This is a genomic window from Pseudaminobacter soli (ex Li et al. 2025) (assembly GCF_029892515.1).
Classification (GTDB): Bacteria; Pseudomonadota; Alphaproteobacteria; order Rhizobiales; family Rhizobiaceae; genus Pseudaminobacter; species Pseudaminobacter soli_A.
This window is the reverse complement of record NZ_JARXVF010000001.1, coordinates 749470-768210: the sequence shown is the minus strand read 5'-3', so window position 1 is coordinate 768210 and position 18741 is coordinate 749470. Positions and strand designations below refer to the sequence as shown.

Here is an 18741-nt window from a genome sequence, read left to right as displayed (position 1 = left end):
CCGTCGGCAGCGTCTGCTGCCGACGGCCCTTGGCATTGCATGCGTCCATGGAGAGGTGGCGATGAACGAAAGCACAAAGCTCATCAATCCCAGTGCCACTGAGGCGCCGTTTCCCGACATGGTCTGGATTCCCGGTGGCGAATTCCTGATGGGGTCGGAGCTCCACTATCCCGAGGAAGCTCCGGCCCATAGGGTTCGCGTCGACGGTTTCTGGATGGACAGGTTCACCGTGACCAACCGCGAGTTTTCGCGCTTCGTCGAAGAAACTGGCTATGTCACGCTGGCCGAAAGGCCGGCCAATCCAGACGACTATCCCGGTGCGCTTCCGGGAATGCTCGCGCCGTCGTCGACCATCTTCGTAAAGCCTTCAGGCCCGGTCGACATGCACAATCACTACAACTGGTGGGTCTATGTGAAGGGCGCGAATTGGCGTCACCCACGGGGGCCGGCAAGCTCGATCAAGAAGCTGGTGGACCATCCCGTCGTGCATGTCGCGTGGGAGGACGTCGAGGCTTACGCGAAGTGGATCGGCAAGGAGTTGCCCACCGAGGCCGAGTGGGAGTTTGCGGCGCGAGGCGGCCTGGAGGGCGCCGAATTCGTCTGGGGCGATGAACTTACGCCCGGCGGCAAGCAGATGGCCAATACCTGGCAGGGCGAGTTTCCCTATCGCAACACGCTGGAAGACGGTTTTGAATACACCGCCCCGGTCGGCTCGTTTCCGCCCAACGGCTATGGCCTCTTCGATATGGCCGGCAATGTCTGGCAATGGACGGCCGATTGGTACCAGGAGCATGGTCGGATCGACAGTCCGTGCTGCACGGCTCTCAACCCGCGCGGCGCAAGCAGGGAGGCGAGTGTCGATCCACGGCAGCCCGGCGCACAGATACCGCGCAAGGTGACCAAGGGAGGCTCGCATCTCTGCGCACCGAACTATTGCCGCCGCTATCGACCGGCCGCGCGCATGGCCCAGCCGGTCGACACCTCGATCTCGCATCTTGGCTTCAGGTGCATTGCACGAGAAGCCAAGGGGTAGGGTGCGCTGAGCGCGCTCCGGACTATTGGCCGCCCATATTCGCCGGCCGTTCCAAGTTGACCGGCGGCGGCGCCCATTTGCCGGTCAAAGCGTCGGGTCGCGGCGCGTAGAGCCTCATGGTCAGGTTGAATGGACCTTTCGGCGCCGGCAGCCAGTTGGCCTCCTTGTCCTTGCCGGGGCTTTCATTCTGGAAATAGAGATCCAAGGATCCATCGGCATTATAGGTGAAGGGCATCCAGCTGCTGACGGCGAAGCGGTTCAGCGGGTTTGCAACCTGGTAGCCCTCGCTGTCGTAACTCGTGATGGACCAGAAGGCATCAACTGGTGGCAGCGTCGCCTTATCGAAATGGATCGCATATTTGTTGGCACCGTCGAGCGGCTTGCCGGTATCGTCGGCAAGGTTCAGGGGATAGATCGCATCCTCCGGCACGTTCGCGCCGAGGCCGAGTTGAGCCACGATGGCCCGCTTCAGATAGAAGTTACCGTAGACGCCCATGGTGTCGGTGTTCAACGACCAGCCGTTGGCGACCCGCGCCAGCGTCGGCACCTTCCATGCCATCAGCCGCTGCGCTTCCTTCGGCGCATTCTCCAATGCCTTGCGAGCGACGGGATCGACCTTCGACAGATCGAAATCCTTACCGGTCTCGATCCCTATCCGCTTCATCTGCGCGATGATCGGCTGGTCGGTGACGTGAGGGGGGATCGTCTTCAGTAGTTCAGCCGCGTTGGCGAAGTATGTTCCGGCCGGCATGGTGTCGACCTGGATCTTGGGAGGCGTCTTCATGTCGATCTTCGGATCGACCTTTCCGACCACCGGTGCGTCTGTCTTGTTCCACTCAGACAACGGGGTGATCGTGAAGCCCGCCTGTATCTTGTGGACGGCGTCATAGTCCTGAGGCCCGTCCGTCTTCGTTCGGCCGATGATCCAGACGATCGGCGTAGGCGCATCGATGCGCTGGATGTTCTTGGGGAGCTTGAACTCGTCGATGACCTCGCGCAGGTCGGGTCTCCAACCGGACGGCGCAACCAAGAAATCGCCCGCCTGGGTGCCGGTGGTCCGCCAGCCCGGCGAGGCAAATACGTCGGACCACATGTCGAGCATCGGCATCAGATAGTAGCGTCCGCCGGTATCGGGCACGGAAACGATCAAAGGCTCTTTGGTCAGGTCGAGCCACGCGACGGAATAGAGGGTGTCGAAGTTGGGCCGCACGACCATCCGCATATCTGCGGGCGGATAAGCCGGTACGTTCGAGAAGGCGTTCATCGGTGCTTTGCCGGCTTCCGTTGCCTTTTCGACATTGGTGGACTGCCGCCGCGTCAGATCCATGGTGATCAATGGGTAGAAGTAGAGATAGGCATCGACGGCGATGGCATTCGCCTCGTCTTGTGAGATGCCCTCCTTGGCACCAGCCGACGCGGCCGGCAGCAACAACGAGAATGTGAGGGCCAAGCCAGCAAAAGCAGTACGCCTCATGGTGAGACTCCTTAATTAGTTGGCATTCTGGTCACGGTTCTGAAATGGCGCCCGTCCACGGCAGGTCAATGGAAGAAATCGGCGCAGCTTTCTGATTTGATCGGGGTGCATTGCTTGTCGAGATTGCACCGGCATAAGAAAAGCCCGCTGTCTCGGGTGAGACAGCGGGCTCGATAATCCTCGCCACCCAAGCGCCCCTTTCGGAAAACCTATGGGGCAGGTGGCTTGGTTTTCTTGATTGAAGTAGAATTAAGTAGAGATAACCCACCCGATGAACAGGGTGGGATGAGAACCCTTCGATAAAAATTCAATTAACTACAAGGTAAGGCTAGCCCCGGCCTCGCAGCTCGTCACGTCAGGGAAAACGGCAGGGTTACCTATTTCACCTCTTCGAAGTCGCTCGGCTTCCAGCTGCCGTCGAAGGCGGGTGCCTCCGGGCCGTAGATGCGCATATAGGCGAACCAGCCTCGGCCCGGGACGGTCTTGATCCACCGGCCTTCCTGTCCAGCGGGGGCTTTGGGACCGAAATAGAGTTCGACCGGGTCGTCCATATTGACGTCCTTGAGTTCGAACAGCGACCTGAGTGCGGCCTTGTCCTGGTCCGTCTGCACTTCGGAGCGGGTCTGTGCGTCATAGGCCGTGACGGACCAGAAGAGCTTGCCGGGCACAGGTTGCGGGATGGAGAGCTTGTAGGTCTTGCCGCCGTCGAGATAGGCGCCGGTCGCATCGCGAACGCCGAGCCAGTAAAGCGATCCCGCGCCGGGTGTGCGCCGGAACATGGCAGGCGAGGTTACGATCGCCTGGGCAAACCAGCGGTCGCGCGCCTCGAGGTCAACGCCGGATGGCGTTTCGAACTGCGCGGCCCCGGGCACCAGGCCGACCCATTCCCATTGCCGGTCTGGCCAGGCCAAGCGGTCGGGGCGATTGCTGGCAAAGGCCGAGACGAGCATCTGGTCGCGACCGTCGTTGGCCGCCTGCGTGAGGATCGCCTGCATGCGCGCGTCAGGCGCAAACGGCTTGCCCTTCTCGATGCCGAGCGTTGCGAGCAGGCCGTACATGGGTTTGAACTGCTCGACGATCGGTTCTTCCTGGATGACGCGGTCGAGGACCTGCCAGAATTTCATATTGTCCTCCCAGCGAAGCGACGTGTTGTCCAACTCCCGTCCGGTCGTGTCGATGACCTCCATCTGCTTTGGATCACCGGTTGCGGAAAGCGGATGGACCTTGATCGCCTTCAGCGCATTCAACGCGGCTTGCTGATCGCCGCCGACAGGCAGCGCACGCACGGCCATGAGGACCTTGTTGGTGGGGGAAAGTCCGACATGATAGCCGTCGGGAATCTTGCCCTCATATCCGGGGCCGAGCAGCAGGTACTTGCCGCCCTTGCCGCCATCCGGGCCGGGAAGCCCCATGTCGAGGACCCAGCTTTGATTGTGGTCGTCGATAAGGCCGATATAGGGCCCTTCGGGCAGGTCGATGACCATCGGCCCCTTGGAAAGATCGAGTGTCGCAGCGCCGTAGGACGTGTCGGAGTTGAGCGTGAAGCCAAGCTGTTTCGGCCCGGCGGCCATGGCGCCCATGGCCTCATTGTCCTTGAGGCCAGCCTCGCGATTGCCGTTGAAAATGCCTTCCACCGAAACGGTCGGATACCAGAAGCGATAGGCAACGATGGCCCGCTGCAGGTCGGCATCCTGATAGGCCTTGGCGCTGGTTTCCGGGGTCGGATAGCCCTTGTCAAATGTGTAGGACGGTTTTTGGGTTTCCTGTGCGTAGGCAGCCGAAGCCAACGACGACACAAGAAGCCCTATCGCAAATGATGCTTTTCTTGCCTGCAGCATGAGAACAACTCCTCGCTGATGGACCGCTCACTAGATTTGGTCGCATGCCGCAGGCCGGCAAGGCTTTGTTCCGGTAACATTATTCTTCGGCTTTGCCGGCTACCCTTCAATTTGCACCTCACGTTGTGAGGCTGACCCAGCAAGCTTTCGAGCAAAAAGAACTTCCCCAAATCTGCGCTGGCACTAGTTACGCCGTCTGGGACCGGTTTTGGATTAGTGACCGGTTGGCTGGGACGTAATGCAGGCTTTGTTCAGGAGGCTTGAAATGCTCAGCAGATTGAGAATGGGGACGATGGTGTTTGCCGCCGCCACGTCGCTGACCGCAGGCGCGGCATTCGCACCCTCTTCAGGCATGGGTGTCGCTCATGCGCAGGAAGCGGCAAAGCCGAACATCCTCGTCATTTTCGGGGACGATGTTGGGCAGACCAATATCAGCGCCTATTCGCGCGGGCTGGTGGGCTACCAGACGCCGAATATCGACCGCATTGCCAATGACGGCATGCTTTTCACCGACTATTATGCGGAGAATAGCTGCACGGCCGGTCGCGCGACCTTCATCACCGGCCAGACGGCGTGGCGAACCGGCCTTTCCAAGGTTGGCATGCCAGGGGCTTCTGTCGGCATCCAGGACCGTGACGTCACCATTGCACAGGCGCTCAAGCCGCTCGGCTACGCCACCGGTCAGTTCGGCAAGAACCATCTCGGTGACAAGGACGAATTCCTTCCGACAAAGCATGGCTTCGACGAGTTTTTCGGTAATCTCTACCATCTGAATGCGGAGGAAGAACCGGAGCGTCCATACTGGCCTTCGAATGACCTGGCATTCATGAAAATCTACAATCCGCGCGGCGTGTTGAAGGCGACAGCGGATGGCAAGGTTGAGGACACCGGGCCGCTTACGACCAAGCGCATGGAGACGGTCGACGATGAAACGACCGGTGCGGCCATCGATTTCATGAAACGTCAGACCGATGCCAAGAAGCCGTTCTTCACCTGGATGAATTTCACGCGCATGCACATCTTCACCCACGTCCGTCCCGATTACGTAGGCAAGGCGGGGCTGGGCAAGGGCTATTTCTATGCCGACGGCATGTGGGAAATGGACCAGAATGTCGGCAAGCTGCTCAAGACGCTGGATGACCTGAAGATCGCAGACAACACCATCGTCATCTTCACCACCGACAACGGGCCGAATGCCTTTACCTGGCCGGATGCCGCGGTAACGCCGTTCCGCAGCGAGAAGGATTCGAACTGGGAAGGCGCGTTCCGTGTGCCCGCGATGATCCGCTGGCCCGGCCATATCAAGCCGAACTCGGTTGGCAACGACATCGTCTCAGGTCTCGACTGGTTCCCGACGCTGCTGGCCGCGGCCGGGGATTCCGATATCAAGGAACGCCTGCTGAAGGGCACCGATGTCGGTGGAAAGACCTTCAAGGTGCATCTCGATGGCTACAACCAGTTGCCATATCTGACCGGTCAGGACCCCAAGGGCGCGCGTCACGAATTCTATTACTTCAATGACGACGCCGAACTTGTGGCCATGCGGATGGACAATTGGAAATTCGTGTTCTGCGAACAGAGGCAGCCGGGCCAGATGGATATCTGGGCAAACCCGTTCACCTGCCTTCGGTTGCCCAAAATGTACAATCTTCGCATGGACCCCTACGAGCACGCCGACATATCCGGTAGCGGCTATGATCAGTGGCGTGCGGAAAATGCATATTTGACGGCGCAAGCCGTTTCTAGAGCGGCAGCGTTCCTGCAGACCTTCGTCGAATATCCGCCCAGCCAGACGCCGGCGACTTTCTCGATCGACCAGATCGTGGCCGATGTGAAGGCCAAGCTTGCGGCCAAGGCGCGAGTTGATGCACCGGCGAAATAAGCGCCGCTGCTGACAGCGCATCTTCCCACCGGCATCTTTTTCGATGCCGGTGGGTCAATCAGAAAATCGTCCGGGAATCCGAAAGCCCTGCTGGCAGAGCATGGATATGAGCACGACACAGGCCCAGCGGACAAAGCTGACGCAACCAAGCCTCGACCGTCTCGCGGTCAAGGCTTCTGTTGCGTCGACCTTGTTCATATTCGCATCGGGCTTTTCCGCGCTCGTCTTCCAGATTCTCTGGATCAAGCAGCTCACGCTGATTGTTGGCGTCGACGTCTATGCGGTCACCGTTGGCGTCAGTGCCTTCTTCGGTGGCCTCGCAATCGGCGGGCTGGTTGGAGGACGCCTGGCGGACCGAGCAACGCGCCCGCTGGCGATCTACGCCGGGCTTGAGGCGGGTATCGCACTGCTAGGTATCTCGTCGACCCTGCTGCTTGCGCAAGCTGCCGCACCTTTCGCAACGATAGAACGGGAAGCGGCTCCGCTTGCCTGGATAATGGTCTGTGCCTTGGTAGCGATCCCCGCCTGTCTCATGGGCGGCACGCTGCCCGTCATGGTTCGCGCGGTCTCACCAAATGCGAACGGTATCGGAGCCCGCGGCGGCGGCTTGTATGCGGCCAATACGACCGGCGCGGTCTTGGGTTCCCTGCTTGCCTCCTTTCTGCTCATCCCCGTTCTAGGCATCAAAGGTTCTGCGTTCGCCGCTGCATCGGTGAACCTGCTGGTCGCGCTTGCTGCCGCAGGCCTGTTCCGGTCGGCGGCTTTGCCAGCGCCCAAACAACCGGTGAAGGGAACCTTCAATGCCAAGACGAAACTAGCCATCGCCATTTATGCGGTCGCAGGCGGCATCGCGCTTGGCTATGAAGTCGTCTGGTCGCAATCGATCGCGCAATTCATGAGCACGCGCGCCTTCGCCTTCTCGGTCATGCTCGCCACTTACCTTTTCGGCCTTGCACTCGGGGCGGCTGTTTTTGCCCGCTTTGCCGATCGTGTCCGCGATCCCTGGAGCGCCTTCGGCCTGCTCATCGCCAGCGCAGGGGTGGTAGCGCTCCTCCAGATCGGATTTCTGGGGCACTGGATCGTAACCGTCCAGTCGTTCGCGGAATACTGGGCGCTGCGCATCACCGGCAGCGAGTTCGTCGGCATGTGCGCGCGCTTCCAGGTCGCCGCCCTTGCGATGGTCTTCCTGCCTACACTCCTTCTGGGGGCAGCCTTTCCCGCCGTCCTCAGACTTGCCGTACCGACGGAGCATGTGGGGGCAGGCGTTGGCATAGTAACTGCCATCAACACGATCGGCGGCATAGCCGGCTCGATAGCAACCGGGTTTCTCCTGGTCCCTGGGCTCGGTCTGGTTCGCACGCTGGGTGTGCTTGCGGTAGCCGCCGCCGCGACTGGCGCTGTCGCCGCATTCGCGAGCCAGGCCCCAAACAGCTGGGGCCGAAGAGCTTCCGCTGCGCTCGCGACTGCCGCGCTGGTCGCAGCCGTACTGATCCCCGCGAGCCGCCTCGCCACGCTGCTTCCCGGCGCACGCGCGGGGCATCTGGTGTTCTATGAGGAAGGGCTTGGCGCCACAGTTGCGGTCGTTGAGCAGGGCGAAGAGGCGAGGAAGTTCCGTCGCCTTTATATCCAAGGAGTGTCCAACACGGGGGATTCGCTGCCTTCGCTGCGCTACATGCGCCTGCAGGCACTACTTCCGTTGATCATCCACAATGGCGAGCCGCGGTCGGCGCTTGTCGTCGGTCTCGGCACCGGCATCACCGCCGGCGCGCTACTGGATTACGCCGGCCTCGAACGGCGAGTTGCCGCCGAACTGCTGCCGGCCGTCGTAGAGGCCACCTCGCTTTTTGCGGGGAACAACGATGCGAGCCGGGACACACGGCTCGACGTTCGTCTGCGTGACGGGCGCCGGGAATTGCTGACCAGCACGGATCGCTACGACCTCATCACGCTCGAGCCGCCGCCACCGTCTGCCGCAGGCGTCGCGAACTTATATTCGACGGATTTCTACAAGCTCGCGGCAGCTCGGCTACAGCCCGGCGGGATTGTTGCGCAATGGTTGCCCTTGCCCACGCAGAATTTCGAGGACACGCAGTCGTTGGTGCGCAGCTTCATCGACGTCTTCCCGCATGTCTCGCTGTGGACGACCGAACTCCACGAGATGCTGTTGATCGGGTCGCGCGACCCAATCAGGCTTGACCTTGCAAAGCTGACGCCGCGTTTCAACGAGCCGGACGTCAAGGCCGCGCTGGCGGAGGTCGGGATCGCTTCGCCCGCGGCCCTGCTTTCCCTCTGGGTCACCGACCGCGATGGGTTGGTCAGGTTCGCCGGGGATGCTCCGTCAGTCACCGACGATCGCCCGCGTATCGAATACGCCCCTTGGGTAAAGCGAGACGCCTACGTCGAGACGCTGGTTGCACTGTTTGCCCTTCGGCAGGACGTGCCCGTCGAAAATGCCAGCGCCGACTTCTGGGCGCAGTTCCATGGCGAGCGCGATCTGCTGGATAAGTTCTATCAGGCAGGCATCTACGCCTACATCGGGGACCGCGCCGGGTGGCAAGCCGAAATGACCAAGGTGCAGGCGGCCGGGCCAGACAATCCATACTACCGATGGGTTTTCGGAGAGAGGAGGGGCGGATGACCGCTCGCGACGACATCGTTGCGCTTGGCCAGCGCATCAACCAGTCCATCATCGGCCAGGAAGGCATGGTCGAGCGGATGCTGCTTGGCTTGCTGAGCAACGGGCATATTCTGGTCGAGGGCCTGCCGGGCCTGGCCAAGACGAGGGCGATCAAGACGCTGTCGAAGAACCTTGATGCGAAGCTTTCGCGCGTGCAGTTCACGCCGGACCTTTTGCCTTCCGATATCACCGGTTCCGAAATCTATTTCACGGAAGGCGGCAAGGGCACGTTCAAGTTCCAGGCCGGCCCGGTATTCGCCAATCTCGTGCTCGCCGACGAGATCAACCGCGCGCCTGCCAAGGTGCAGTCGGCATTGCTCGAAGCCATGGAGGAGCGCCAGGTGACGGTGGGTGGCGAAAGCCGTGCGCTCCCGCAATTGTTCCTCGTCATGGCGACGCAAAATCCCATCGAGCAGGAAGGGACCTATCCGCTGCCCGAGGCGCAGCTCGACCGCTTCCTGTTGCATGTGCAGGTCGGCTACCCGGACCAGCAGGCGGAAGGCGACATCATGCGGCTGGTGCGCAGCGAAGAGGTCGGAAACGGCGCCGGCAAGAAGGCGTCCGAGAACGACATGTTGCTGGCGCAGCAGGCGATCTTCGACGCGCGTGGGGAAATCAACGCGGTCACGGTCTCCGAGCCGGTGGAGAACTACATTGTCTCGCTGGTCTATGGCACGCGCACGCCGGACAAATACGATGCCGACCTTGCGAAATGGATCCAGGTCGGCGTCAGTCCCCGCGGATCCATCGCGCTCGACAAGGTCTCGCGCTCCTATGCCTGGTTCCAGGGCAGGGACTATGTCACCCCCGACGACGTCAGGGCGATCGTGCATGACGTTTTCCGCCACCGGCTGATCCTGTCCTACGAAGCGCATGCCGGTGGCATGACTGCGGACCAGGTGGTCGACCGCCTGGTGGAGCGTGTCGCGGTGGCGTGAGGATGCGGCGATGCCATTTTCACTCTCGGCACTTGGACGTTCCAAGGGAGTTGCCCGCCCCCACCGCGACGTGGAAGGCGAGCCGGGCGTCTATGCTTCGGTTGCTGACCTCGTGACCCTGGAGGCGGCGGTTCGCGGGCCTGGCATGTGGGCGCGGCGGCCGGGGCACCAGATGCTGGTGGGGCGGCACCAGTCGCGAATGCGGGGGCGGGGATTAGCCTTCGAGGAACTGCGCGAATACATCCCCGGCGACGATATCCGCACCATGGACTGGCGGGTGACTGCGCGCGCGGGAAAACCGTTCGTCCGGGTCTACACCGAGGAGAAAGACCGTCCGGCGCTGATCGTCGTCGACCAGCGCCTGAACATGTTCTTCGGCAGCCGCCGCGCCATGAAATCGGTATCCGCGGCGGAGGCTGCGGCCCTTTGTGCCTGGCGCGTGCTTGTGATGGGCGATCGGGTCGGGGGCGTCGTCTTCAACGACACAAAGGTAACCGAGGTGCGACCGCATCGGAGCCGCGCTGCGGTGATCGATTTCCTCAATCCTATCGTCGAGCAGAACTCGGCACTGCACGCAAAATCCGAGGATTCGAAGGGGCAGGGCCAGCTCAATGCCGCCCTGCGGGCGGTGGCAGCCCAGGCCGCGCATGACCATCTGATCATCGTTATCAGCGATTTCGACGGCCACGACAACGACACCCGCGACATGCTCCTGGGCCTGACGATGAGCAATGATGTGCTGGCGATACTGGTCTACGACCCGTTCCTGCTCGAGCTTCCGGAGAAGGGGGAGATGGTCGTGAGCGAAGGCTCGCTTCAGGCCGTTCTCCCTTTCGGACATGGCAATACCCGCAGCCGCATCGGCGACTACGCCAGAGCTCGGGGCAATGAAATCCTGGGCTGGCAGCAGCAGCTTGGAATGCCGATGATGCTTCTTTCGGCCGCCGAGGAAACCGTGCCGCAGATGCGCCAGATGATGCGCAAGCTTTCGTGGCGCAACCAGAGGCGCTAGCGATGGCTGAGACGCCTCCAATCGACGACAAGACCCGTGCTGCGCTGGACAAGCTGGCCGACATCGCGCAGCCGCAGCCCGTTTCCTGGTGGCCGCAGACCTGGGGTTGGGCGCTGCTGTTTGCGATCCTTCTGGCCGCGATGATCTTCGGCCTTTGGCGCTGGCTCGCTTGGCGGCACGCCAACCGCTATCGCCGCGAGGCATTGGCCGAACTCGATGCCCTGGAAAGGGATGCGGGCCATCCTGATGGCCTCCTCGCGGAGGCGCTCGCCATACCCGAATTGCTGAAAAGGGTGGCTCTCTCAGTCTGGCCGCGAGCATCGGTTGCCCCGCTCAGCGGCGCGCAGTGGGTGGAGTTTCTCGGCGCCCACTACGACAGGCCGATCGCCCCGGAACTGGCGCGATTGTTGCAGGATGAGGAATACCAGAAAGCCGGAACTCTTGGCGCCCTCCCGGACGATCAAGCTCGCGCAGTGTTTGCGGGCGCACGCGCATGGATCGAGGGGCATCGTGTATCAGCTTGAGTATCCCTGGCTGCTTGCCCTTCTTCCCCTGCCACTGCTGGTCTGGTGGCTGCTGCCGCCCTATCGGCAGGAAACGGCCTCCGTGCGCATCGCTTTCTTCGGCGAGGTCACGCAGGCCGCCGGCATTTCGCCGACGCGAGGGGCGATCGTGAGGCGGATGAACTGGGCCCAGCGAATTCTTGCGCCGATCTGCTGGGGACTGGTCGTGCTGGCGCTGGCGCGGCCGCAATTCGTGGAACCGCCCATCGAAAAGGTCGAACCCCAGCGCGACCTGATGCTTGCGCTCGACCTGTCGCAGTCCATGGAGACCAAGGATTTTCGCGAACCTTCCGGCCAACTCGGCGGGCGGGTCGATGCGGTGCGCGAAGTCGTTTCCGAGTTCGTGAAGCGCCGCACCGGCGACCGCATGGGGCTGATCGCCTTTGGCGACGCGCCTTATCCGCTCGCGCCGTTCACGCAGGACCACCAAACGCTGCAGGCTTTGATTTCCGGCCTGCTGCCCGGCATGGCCGGCCCGCGCACTTCATTGGGCGATGCGATCGGCCTTGCGATCAAGATGTTCCAGAACAGCCCGGCGCCGGAAAAAGTGCTGATCGTGCTGACCGACGGCAACGACACGGCAAGCAGGATGCAGCCCAACCAGGCGGCAGAGATCGCCAAGCAGAACGGCATCGTCGTGCATACGGTGGGCATAGGCGACCCCAACGCGACCGGCGAGGACAAGCTCGATATCGCGACTTTGCAGAAGATCGCGGCGACGACGGGTGGGCAATATTACTTCGGTCAGGACCAGAGTCAGCTCGAGCAGATCTACCAGACGCTCGATCGGATAACACCCGCCAACCAGAAGACACTGTCCTGGCGGCCGAGGATCGAACTGTTCTATTACCCTCTGGGCGCTGCGCTGCTCTTGCTCATCGCATACCATTTCCTGGCCTGGATCATCACTGGTCTGCTCAACCGTCGTGGGAGGCAGGCGGCGGCATGATCGCGAACTTCCATTTTCTGCGACCGTGGTGGCTTCTGGCGATCCTCGCCGCGCTGGCCCTCATCTGGCTGGTCTCGCATCGCCAGGATGTGCGCACGCGCTGGCGCGGCGTCATTGCCGCCAATCTGCTCGATCATCTCGTGGTCGACGGGAGCACGGCAAGTCGTTTCCGGCCGGTTCACCTTGTGAGCTTTGCGATCATTCTCGGGGCCTTGGCGGCCGCGGGCCCGACCTTCCAGCATGAACGGCCGCCCTTCGTGGAGGACAAGGCTGCGCTCGCCATTGTCATGGACCTGTCCCAGACGATGGATGCGACCGACATATCGCCGACCCGGCTGGAGCGCGCCAAGCTGAAAGTCCAGGATCTGCTGAAGCGCCGGCAGGGTGCGCGCACCGCAATCTTTGCCTATGCGGGTTCGGCCCACATGGTGCTGCCGCTGACCGACGATGCCTCCCTGATCCAGACCTATGTGAACTCGCTCTCGACCCGTCTCATGCCCGTCCCCGGCAAGGATACGGCTGCGGCCTTGCGGGAGGTGCGATCGTCGCTCGCGTCCGAAAGCGCGCCGGGAACGATATTGCTCATGACGGACGGGGTGGAGCAGGCGGCGTTCCCCGAGTTCAAGAATTCCGGCAATTTCGAGATAATGGTGCTGGCCATCGGCACGCCCGAGGGCGGGCCGGTCAAGACGGCAGAGGGCCAATACCTCACCGACGCTGGCGGCGGTCGCGTCATTCCGAAACTGAACGCTGACCAGCTCAAGGCGCTTCAACGGGAAACCAGCGTTCAGCTTGCCACCGTGACGCTGGACGACAGCGACGTGAACTGGATCGAGAGGCGTATCCGTACCCATCTCGAACAGCAGCAGGCGGCAGGCGAGACCCGCTGGCGGGACCTTGGCTGGTGGCTGACGATCCCGACCGCGATCGTGGGAGCCCTCTGGTTCAGGCGAGGCTGGTCGGTCCATTGGGCCGGTGCGATCCTGCTTGCGCTCGCCCTATTTTCACCCGGCCAGTCGCAGGCGTCTTCCTTCATGGACATGTGGCTCACGCACGACCAGCAGGGGCGTCGCGCTTTCGAGCAGGGCGACTATGCGAAGGCGGCCGCGGTATTTGATGATCCGATGTGGCGTGGCGTCGCCTTCTACCGCGCTGGCGATTTCGCCAAGGCAGCGGACGCGTTCGCCCAAGTGGAAAGCCCGGAAAGCTATTTTAACCAGGGCAACGCGCTGGCGCATCTCAACAAACTGCCCGAGGCAGTCGCAAGCTATCAGCAGGCATTGAAGCTGCGGCCCGGTTGGAAAGAGGCCGAGACCAACCTTGCCATCATCCAGAAGTTGATCGCTGAGCGCACGAAGGACGAGCAGGAACAGGCCGACGAACCCAAGGAGACGCCCGACCAGATCCAGTTCGACGAGCGGGGCAAACAGGGCAAGGAGGGCAGGATCGATCTGGCCGAGCAGACCGCAGAAATCTGGATGCGGAACATCCAGGTCACGCCTGCCGATCTTCTGGCGCGCAAATTTGCCATCGAGGCTGCGGGGAAACCCAAATGACCAAGTGGCCAGACTGCGTCAGCGCATTCATCGCTGGTCTTCTATGGCTGCTGTCTTGCGCATCAGCTTTGGCGGCGGAGCCGCTGGTCCGCGTACAGGTAATGACACCGCCCCCGATCGTCGTCGGCCAGCAGGTGGAAATCGCCGTCGATGTGCTCGCCCCGAACTACTTCATGTCGCCGCCGAAATTCCCGCAGATCGATTTCCCCAACGCCATCGTGACGCTTCAGGACGGTGCGCAGAACCTAGTCGAGACGATAGGCGATACCACCTATGCAGGCATTCGCCGCTCCTACCTGGTGACGCCCCAGGTCGCCGGCGAGTTTGCGCTGCCTGAAACCCGGATCACCTTCACCTATGCCGCAGTGCCGGGGCAGGGCACCAACGGTTCGGTGACATTGCCACGGACAAAATTCACGGTGACTGGACCGCCCGGCACTTCGTCCGGGTCGATTGCGGCGGTCGCGACCAAACTCACAGTGAGCCAGACGCTCGACCGCGATCCCAAAGGACTAAAGGCCGGCGACACGCTCGTGCGCACGATCACTATTACGGCCGCCGGCATGCAGGCGATGATGATCCCGGAGGCCGACTTCGCCGCTCCGGAAGGCATCAGGATTTATCCGCAGGACCCGGTGCTTTCGAATGCGACGAGTGGTCTGGGCGACGTGGAAGGCAAGCGCATCGACCGGGCTACCTATGCGTTTGAAAAAGCAGGCGATTATGCTCTGCCGTCGGTGGAAATCTCCTGGTACGACCCTGCGACCCGAAAGCGGGAAACGGCGACTGCGCCGGCGATCGATGTCACGGTTTCCGAGCAGACGGCATTCCAATCGCCGATCGCGCCGCCTCAACCGGCGCCACCCGTTTCAGCCGATCCCTCCCGATGGAAGCTCGCGCTACTGCGGACGATTGGCGCACTGCTTGCTCTTGCGCTTCTTGCCTGGGCTTGTCGGGCCGTCTGGCCAAGGGTCAGAGCCTGGTGGACGCGTTGGCAAGACGAGCGCGAACATTCGGAGTCGGCTTATTTCGGAAAATTCGAGGCGGCGTGCCGTTCAGGCAACCGGCTTGTGATCTACGCCGCCCTGGACGCCTGGTCCCGCCGAGCTGACATCTCGCGGCTGGACGTCTGGCTGCGGGAGTTCGGTGTCGAGGGTGCGGACCGGGAACTTGAGCGGTTCGAGCGCGCGACTTTCGGCCCGCTCGACGACCAGGCCGGTTGGCAGCCGCGTGGCTTGCTCAACGCCACCTCTGAGGCAAGGCGCAACTGGCTCAGGAAGCGCAGAGGAGCGACTGGAAAGCAGGTGGCTGCTTTGCCCGCTCTGAATCCTTGATGGGGAAAGGTCGAATTGAAGGGAGGCGTGGCTGGGGCGCCAGGATTCGAACCTGGGAATGTCGGTACCAAAAACCGATGCCTTACCGCTTGGCGACGCCCCAAAACGCGACTGATCCGAGTCAGGTCGGTCGCGGCCTTATATTCAGTGTCGGCGAAAAGCACAATCGCGCGCAGGCTAATTTTGTTGCCCGGCAAGCGAGGTGCACTGAGAGCAGAGGTCGAAAGTCGACCAGCTCTTCTATTGCCCCCACACAGCCAGTTCGTTGCCGGCCGGGTCGGTGAAGTGAAAACGGCGACCGCCGGGGAAGGAAAAGATCGGCCGGACGATCCTGCCGCCGGCATCTTCCACCGCCGCAAGGGTCTGCTCCAGATTTTCCGAATAGAGAACCGGCAGCGGTTTTGCCACGGCCCCTGAGGCATCGGCATCGAAGCCACCCTCCAGCCCTTCGTTGTATGCCGAATAGGTTGGGCCGTAGTCGGTGAACGACCACGAAAAGGCGGCGCTGTAAAATGCCTTGACGCTGTCGAGCGTGCCGCCGGTCGCCGGCATTTCGAGATAATCGAGCTTTCCCGTCTGTTTCATGATGACCCTCATTGTTCCCTTTATGTTCTATATTGGATCGAGCCGTTGAACAAGTCTTGTTTCCGTTCGTTTTCTTAATCGATTGTAGGCCGGATAGGGGTGACGCGGCGGTTGCCTTTCGCAGCGCAGCAATTTATCGCTTCGCATCAGAGGGTTGCCACCGGCCTTTCCGGCGGCCTCTGAGACTGGCGAGGAGCAAGCATGGCCAAGTGGGTCTACACCTTTGGGGATGGTGCCGCCGAAGGGCGTGCCGGCGACAAGAATCTTCTCGGCGGCAAAGGTGCCAACCTTGCCGAGATGTGCAGCCTGGGGCTGCCCGTGCCGCCCGGTTTTACGATCACCACCGAGGTCTGCAACGCCTTCTATGCCAACGGCCGCACCTATCCCGGCGGGCTCGAGGCCGAGATCAGCGAGGCGCTGAACCATATCGGCCGGCTGACCGACCGCAATTTCGGCGATCCGGAAAAGCTGCTGCTGGTTTCGGTGCGTTCTGGCGCCCGCGCCTCGATGCCGGGCATGATGGACACTGTGCTCAATCTCGGCCTCAACGACGTCACGGTCGAGGCGCTGGCCGCCGATTCGGGCGATGCGCGCTTTGCCTATGACAGCTACCGCCGCTTCATCCAGATGTATTCGGATGTCGTCATGGGGCTCGAACACGAGGTGTTCGAGGAAATCCTGCAGGACGAGAAGGCACGCCTTGGCCACGAGCTCGACACCGAGCTGTCGGCCGCGGAATGGCAGGAAGTGATCGCGCTCTACAAGGCTAAAGTCGAGGAGGAACTCGGCAAGCCGTTCCCGCAGGACCCGAAGGAGCAGCTCTGGGGCGCCATCGGCGCCGTGTTCTCCAGCTGGATGAACCACCGCGCCATCACCTATCGCCGCCTGCACGACATTCCCGAAAGCTGGGGCACGGCGGTCAACGTTCAGGCCATGGTGTTCGGCAATATGGGCGACACATCGGCCACCGGCGTTGCCTTCACGCGCAATCCGTCGACTGGCGAGAAGGCGCTTTATGGCGAGTTCCTTGTGAATGCGCAGGGCGAGGACGTGGTGGCGGGCATTCGCACCCCGCAGAACATCACCGAGGTTGCACGTGTTGCTGCCGGTTCCGACAAGCCTTCGCTGCAGAAGCTGATGCCCGATGCGTTCGCGTCCTTCACGAAGATCTCGGAGCAGTTGGAAAAGCACTACCGCGATATGCAGGACCTCGAATTCACCATCGAGCGTGGCAAGCTGTGGATGCTGCAGACCCGCTCGGGCAAGCGGACCGCCAAGGCAGCGTTGAAGATCGCGGTCGACATGGCCGCCGAGGGGCTGATCACCACGGACGAGGCGGTGGCCCGCATCGATCCGGCCTCGCTCGACCAGCTGCTGCACCCGACCATCGATCCGAAGGCCGAGCGCCATGTCATCGCAATGGGCCTGCCGGCTTCGCCAGGGGCTGCTACCGGCGAGATCGTGTTCTCCTCCAACGAAGCCGAGGAGATGCGCGCCATCGGCAAGAAGGTCATCCTGGTTCGCATCGAGACGAGCCCGGAAGACATCCATGGCATGCATGCCGCCGAAGGCATCTTGACCACGCGCGGCGGCATGACCAGCCACGCGGCCGTTGTGGCGCGTGGCATGGGCAAGCCTTGCGTTTCGGGCGCGGGCTCGCTGCGGGTCGACTATAAGGCCGGCACGCTGACCACGATGGGCGTGACCTTCCACAAGGGCGACATCATCACCATCGATGGCGCCAATGGCCAGGTGCTGAAGGGCGCTGTGCCCATGCTGCAGCCTGAGCTTTCGGGCGATTTCGCCTCGATCATGGAATGGGCCGACAAGATCCGCCGCATGAAGGTGCGTGCCAATGCCGAAACCCCGGCGGATGCGCGCATGGCGCGGTCCTTCGGCGCCGAAGGCATCGGCCTTTGCCGCACCGAGCACATGTTCTTCGAGGATGACCGCATCCTGGCGATGCGCGAGATGATCCTGGCCGATTCCGAAAACGGTCGCCGTGCAGCACTTGCCAAGCTGCTGCCCATGCAGCGTTCGGACTTTGTCGAGCTGTTCGAGATCATGGCCGGCCTGCCGGTCACCATCCGCCTACTCGATCCGCCGCTGCACGAATTCCTGCCCAAGACCGATCACGAGATCGCCGAGGTCGCGGCGTCTATGGGCGTCTCGCCCGACAAGCTGCGGCAGCGCACCGATCTGCTGCACGAGTTCAACCCGATGCTGGGGCATCGCGGCTGCCGGCTGGCTGTGTCCTATCCGGAAATCGCCGAGATGCAGGCGCGCGCCATCTTCGAGGCGGCGGTGGAGGCCGGCAAGCAGACCGGCAACCCGGTCGTTCCCGAAATCATGGTGCCGCTGGTGGGTCTGGTGAAGGAACTCGACTATGTGAAGGCCCGCATCGATGCCGTGGCCAAGAGCGTCATGGAAGAGACCGGCGTGAAGGTGGAATACCTCACCGGCACCATGATCGAGCTGCCGCGCGCGGCGATCCGGGCGCATGTGATTGCCGAGACGGCGGAGTTCTTCTCCTTCGGCACCAACGACCTGACGCAGACCACGTTTGGCATTTCGCGTGACGACGCGGCATCCTTCCTGGAAACCTATCGTCAGAAAGGCATCATCGATCAGGATCCTTTCGTGTCGCTCGACGTTGAAGGTGTTGGCGAACTGGTGCGCATCGGCGCCGAAAAGGGCAGGTCGACGCGGCCATCCCTGAAGCTCGGCATCTGTGGCGAGCATGGCGGCGATCCGGCGTCGATCCATTTCTGCGAGGAAGTGGGCCTCGACTACGTCTCCTGCTCACCCTTCCGGGTACCGATCGCGAGACTGGCGGCGGCGCAGGCCGCGGTCAAAACGTCGCGCAAGGGCGCATAGTTCGAAAACAGGCGGGGCCTATC

At 62.2% G+C, this 18741-nt stretch carries 13 protein-coding genes and 1 tRNA gene; 10 read left to right on the top strand and 4 right to left on the bottom strand.

Going from position 1 to position 18741, the window contains the following annotated elements; all coding sequences use genetic code 11:
• Positions 1-61: 61 nt before the first annotated feature.
• Positions 62-1033 (top strand): formylglycine-generating enzyme family protein, encoded by a 972-nt coding sequence (locus M2281_RS03675; RefSeq protein ID WP_280819740.1) that lies wholly within the window; start codon positions 62-64, stop codon positions 1031-1033.
• Between the two features lie 22 nt (positions 1034-1055).
• On the opposite strand, the gene M2281_RS03670 is transcribed toward M2281_RS03675, so the two are convergent.
• Together M2281_RS03670 and M2281_RS03665 are read right to left on the bottom strand one after the other, a co-directional pair.
• Entirely contained in the window at positions 1056-2507 is a 1452-nt protein-coding gene (locus tag M2281_RS03670) for a DUF1254 domain-containing protein (protein WP_280819739.1), read from the bottom strand.
• A 377-nt stretch (positions 2508-2884) separates the two neighbouring features.
• Positions 2885-4345 carry a DUF1254 domain-containing protein gene (locus M2281_RS03665; RefSeq protein WP_280819738.1) on the bottom strand — a complete coding sequence of 487 codons (1461 nt, stop codon included), beginning with the start codon at positions 4343-4345 and terminating at the stop codon, positions 2885-2887.
• Between the two features lie 265 nt (positions 4346-4610).
• Here M2281_RS03665 and M2281_RS03660 point away from each other — a divergent pair, with 265 nt between their 5' ends.
• The 8 genes from M2281_RS03660 to M2281_RS03625 all read left to right on the top strand — a co-directional run bounded on the left by M2281_RS03660 (position 4611) and on the right by M2281_RS03625 (position 15256).
• On the top strand, positions 4611-6227 hold the full coding sequence (locus M2281_RS03660; RefSeq protein WP_425537661.1) for an arylsulfatase: 1617 nt from the start codon (positions 4611-4613) through the stop codon (positions 6225-6227).
• Positions 6228-6333: 106 nt separating this feature from the next.
• Positions 6334-8865, top strand: coding sequence for a fused MFS/spermidine synthase (locus M2281_RS03655; protein WP_280819737.1), 2532 nt, complete (start codon positions 6334-6336; stop codon positions 8863-8865).
• Positions 8862-9842 (top strand): AAA family ATPase, encoded by a 981-nt coding sequence (locus tag M2281_RS03650; RefSeq protein ID WP_280819736.1) that lies wholly within the window; start codon positions 8862-8864, stop codon positions 9840-9842. The genes M2281_RS03655 and M2281_RS03650 overlap by 4 nt, the downstream gene beginning before the upstream one ends.
• A 10-nt stretch (positions 9843-9852) precedes the next feature.
• Positions 9853-10854 carry a DUF58 domain-containing protein gene (locus tag M2281_RS03645; RefSeq protein WP_280819735.1) on the top strand — a complete coding sequence of 334 codons (1002 nt, stop codon included), beginning with the start codon at positions 9853-9855 and terminating at the stop codon, positions 10852-10854.
• A gap of 2 nt (positions 10855-10856) precedes the next feature.
• A complete protein-coding gene (locus M2281_RS03640) occupies positions 10857-11378 on the top strand; it encodes a DUF4381 domain-containing protein (protein ID WP_280819733.1) in 522 nt (173 codons plus the stop codon).
• Positions 11365-12366, top strand: coding sequence for a vWA domain-containing protein (locus M2281_RS03635; protein WP_280819732.1), 1002 nt, complete (start codon positions 11365-11367; stop codon positions 12364-12366). The genes M2281_RS03640 and M2281_RS03635 overlap by 14 nt, the downstream gene beginning before the upstream one ends.
• Positions 12363-13922: a vWA domain-containing protein gene (locus tag M2281_RS03630; protein WP_280819731.1), complete on the top strand. Its 1560-nt coding sequence runs from the start codon at positions 12363-12365 to the stop codon at positions 13920-13922. Before M2281_RS03635 ends, M2281_RS03630 begins: the two co-directional genes overlap by 4 nt.
• Before the next feature lie 68 nt (positions 13923-13990).
• Positions 13991-15256: a hypothetical protein gene (locus M2281_RS03625; RefSeq protein ID WP_280819730.1), complete on the top strand. Its 1266-nt coding sequence runs from the start codon at positions 13991-13993 to the stop codon at positions 15254-15256.
• A gap of 28 nt (positions 15257-15284) precedes the next feature.
• Here the strand turns inward: M2281_RS03625 and M2281_RS03620 are convergent.
• Together M2281_RS03620 and M2281_RS03615 are read right to left on the bottom strand one after the other, a co-directional pair.
• Positions 15285-15359, bottom strand: a tRNA-Gln gene (locus tag M2281_RS03620).
• A gap of 137 nt (positions 15360-15496) precedes the next feature.
• Positions 15497-15841, bottom strand: a complete 345-nt coding sequence (locus M2281_RS03615) for a VOC family protein (RefSeq protein WP_280819729.1) — start codon at positions 15839-15841, stop codon at positions 15497-15499.
• A gap of 201 nt (positions 15842-16042) precedes the next feature.
• Between M2281_RS03615 and ppdK the strand changes: the two genes are divergently transcribed.
• A complete protein-coding gene (gene ppdK / locus M2281_RS03610; protein WP_280819728.1) occupies positions 16043-18718 on the top strand; it encodes a pyruvate, phosphate dikinase in 2676 nt (891 codons plus the stop codon).
• The last annotated feature ends 23 nt before the right edge of the window (positions 18719-18741 follow it).

What these genes read in the sequence shown, in the direction of transcription:
- ppdK (WP_280819728.1), top strand. Translation starts at nt 16,043, where the DNA reads ATGGCCAAGTGGGTCTACACCTTTGGGGATGGTGCCGCCGAAGGGCGT.
- M2281_RS03615 (WP_280819729.1), bottom strand. Translation starts at nt 15,841, where the DNA reads ATGAAACAGACGGGAAAGCTCGATTATCTCGAAATGCCGGCGACCGGC.
- M2281_RS03640 (WP_280819733.1), top strand. Translation starts at nt 10,857, where the DNA reads ATGGCTGAGACGCCTCCAATCGACGACAAGACCCGTGCTGCGCTGGAC.
- M2281_RS03655 (WP_280819737.1), top strand. Translation starts at nt 6,334, where the DNA reads ATGAGCACGACACAGGCCCAGCGGACAAAGCTGACGCAACCAAGCCTC.
- M2281_RS03665 (WP_280819738.1), bottom strand. Translation starts at nt 4,345, where the DNA reads ATGCTGCAGGCAAGAAAAGCATCATTTGCGATAGGGCTTCTTGTGTCG.
- M2281_RS03660 (WP_425537661.1), top strand. Translation starts at nt 4,611, where the DNA reads ATGCTCAGCAGATTGAGAATGGGGACGATGGTGTTTGCCGCCGCCACG.
- M2281_RS03675 (WP_280819740.1), top strand. Translation starts at nt 62, where the DNA reads ATGAACGAAAGCACAAAGCTCATCAATCCCAGTGCCACTGAGGCGCCG.
- M2281_RS03645 (WP_280819735.1), top strand. Translation starts at nt 9,853, where the DNA reads ATGCCATTTTCACTCTCGGCACTTGGACGTTCCAAGGGAGTTGCCCGC.
- M2281_RS03670 (WP_280819739.1), bottom strand. Translation starts at nt 2,507, where the DNA reads ATGAGGCGTACTGCTTTTGCTGGCTTGGCCCTCACATTCTCGTTGTTG.
- M2281_RS03650 (WP_280819736.1), top strand. Translation starts at nt 8,862, where the DNA reads ATGACCGCTCGCGACGACATCGTTGCGCTTGGCCAGCGCATCAACCAG.
- M2281_RS03630 (WP_280819731.1), top strand. Translation starts at nt 12,363, where the DNA reads ATGATCGCGAACTTCCATTTTCTGCGACCGTGGTGGCTTCTGGCGATC.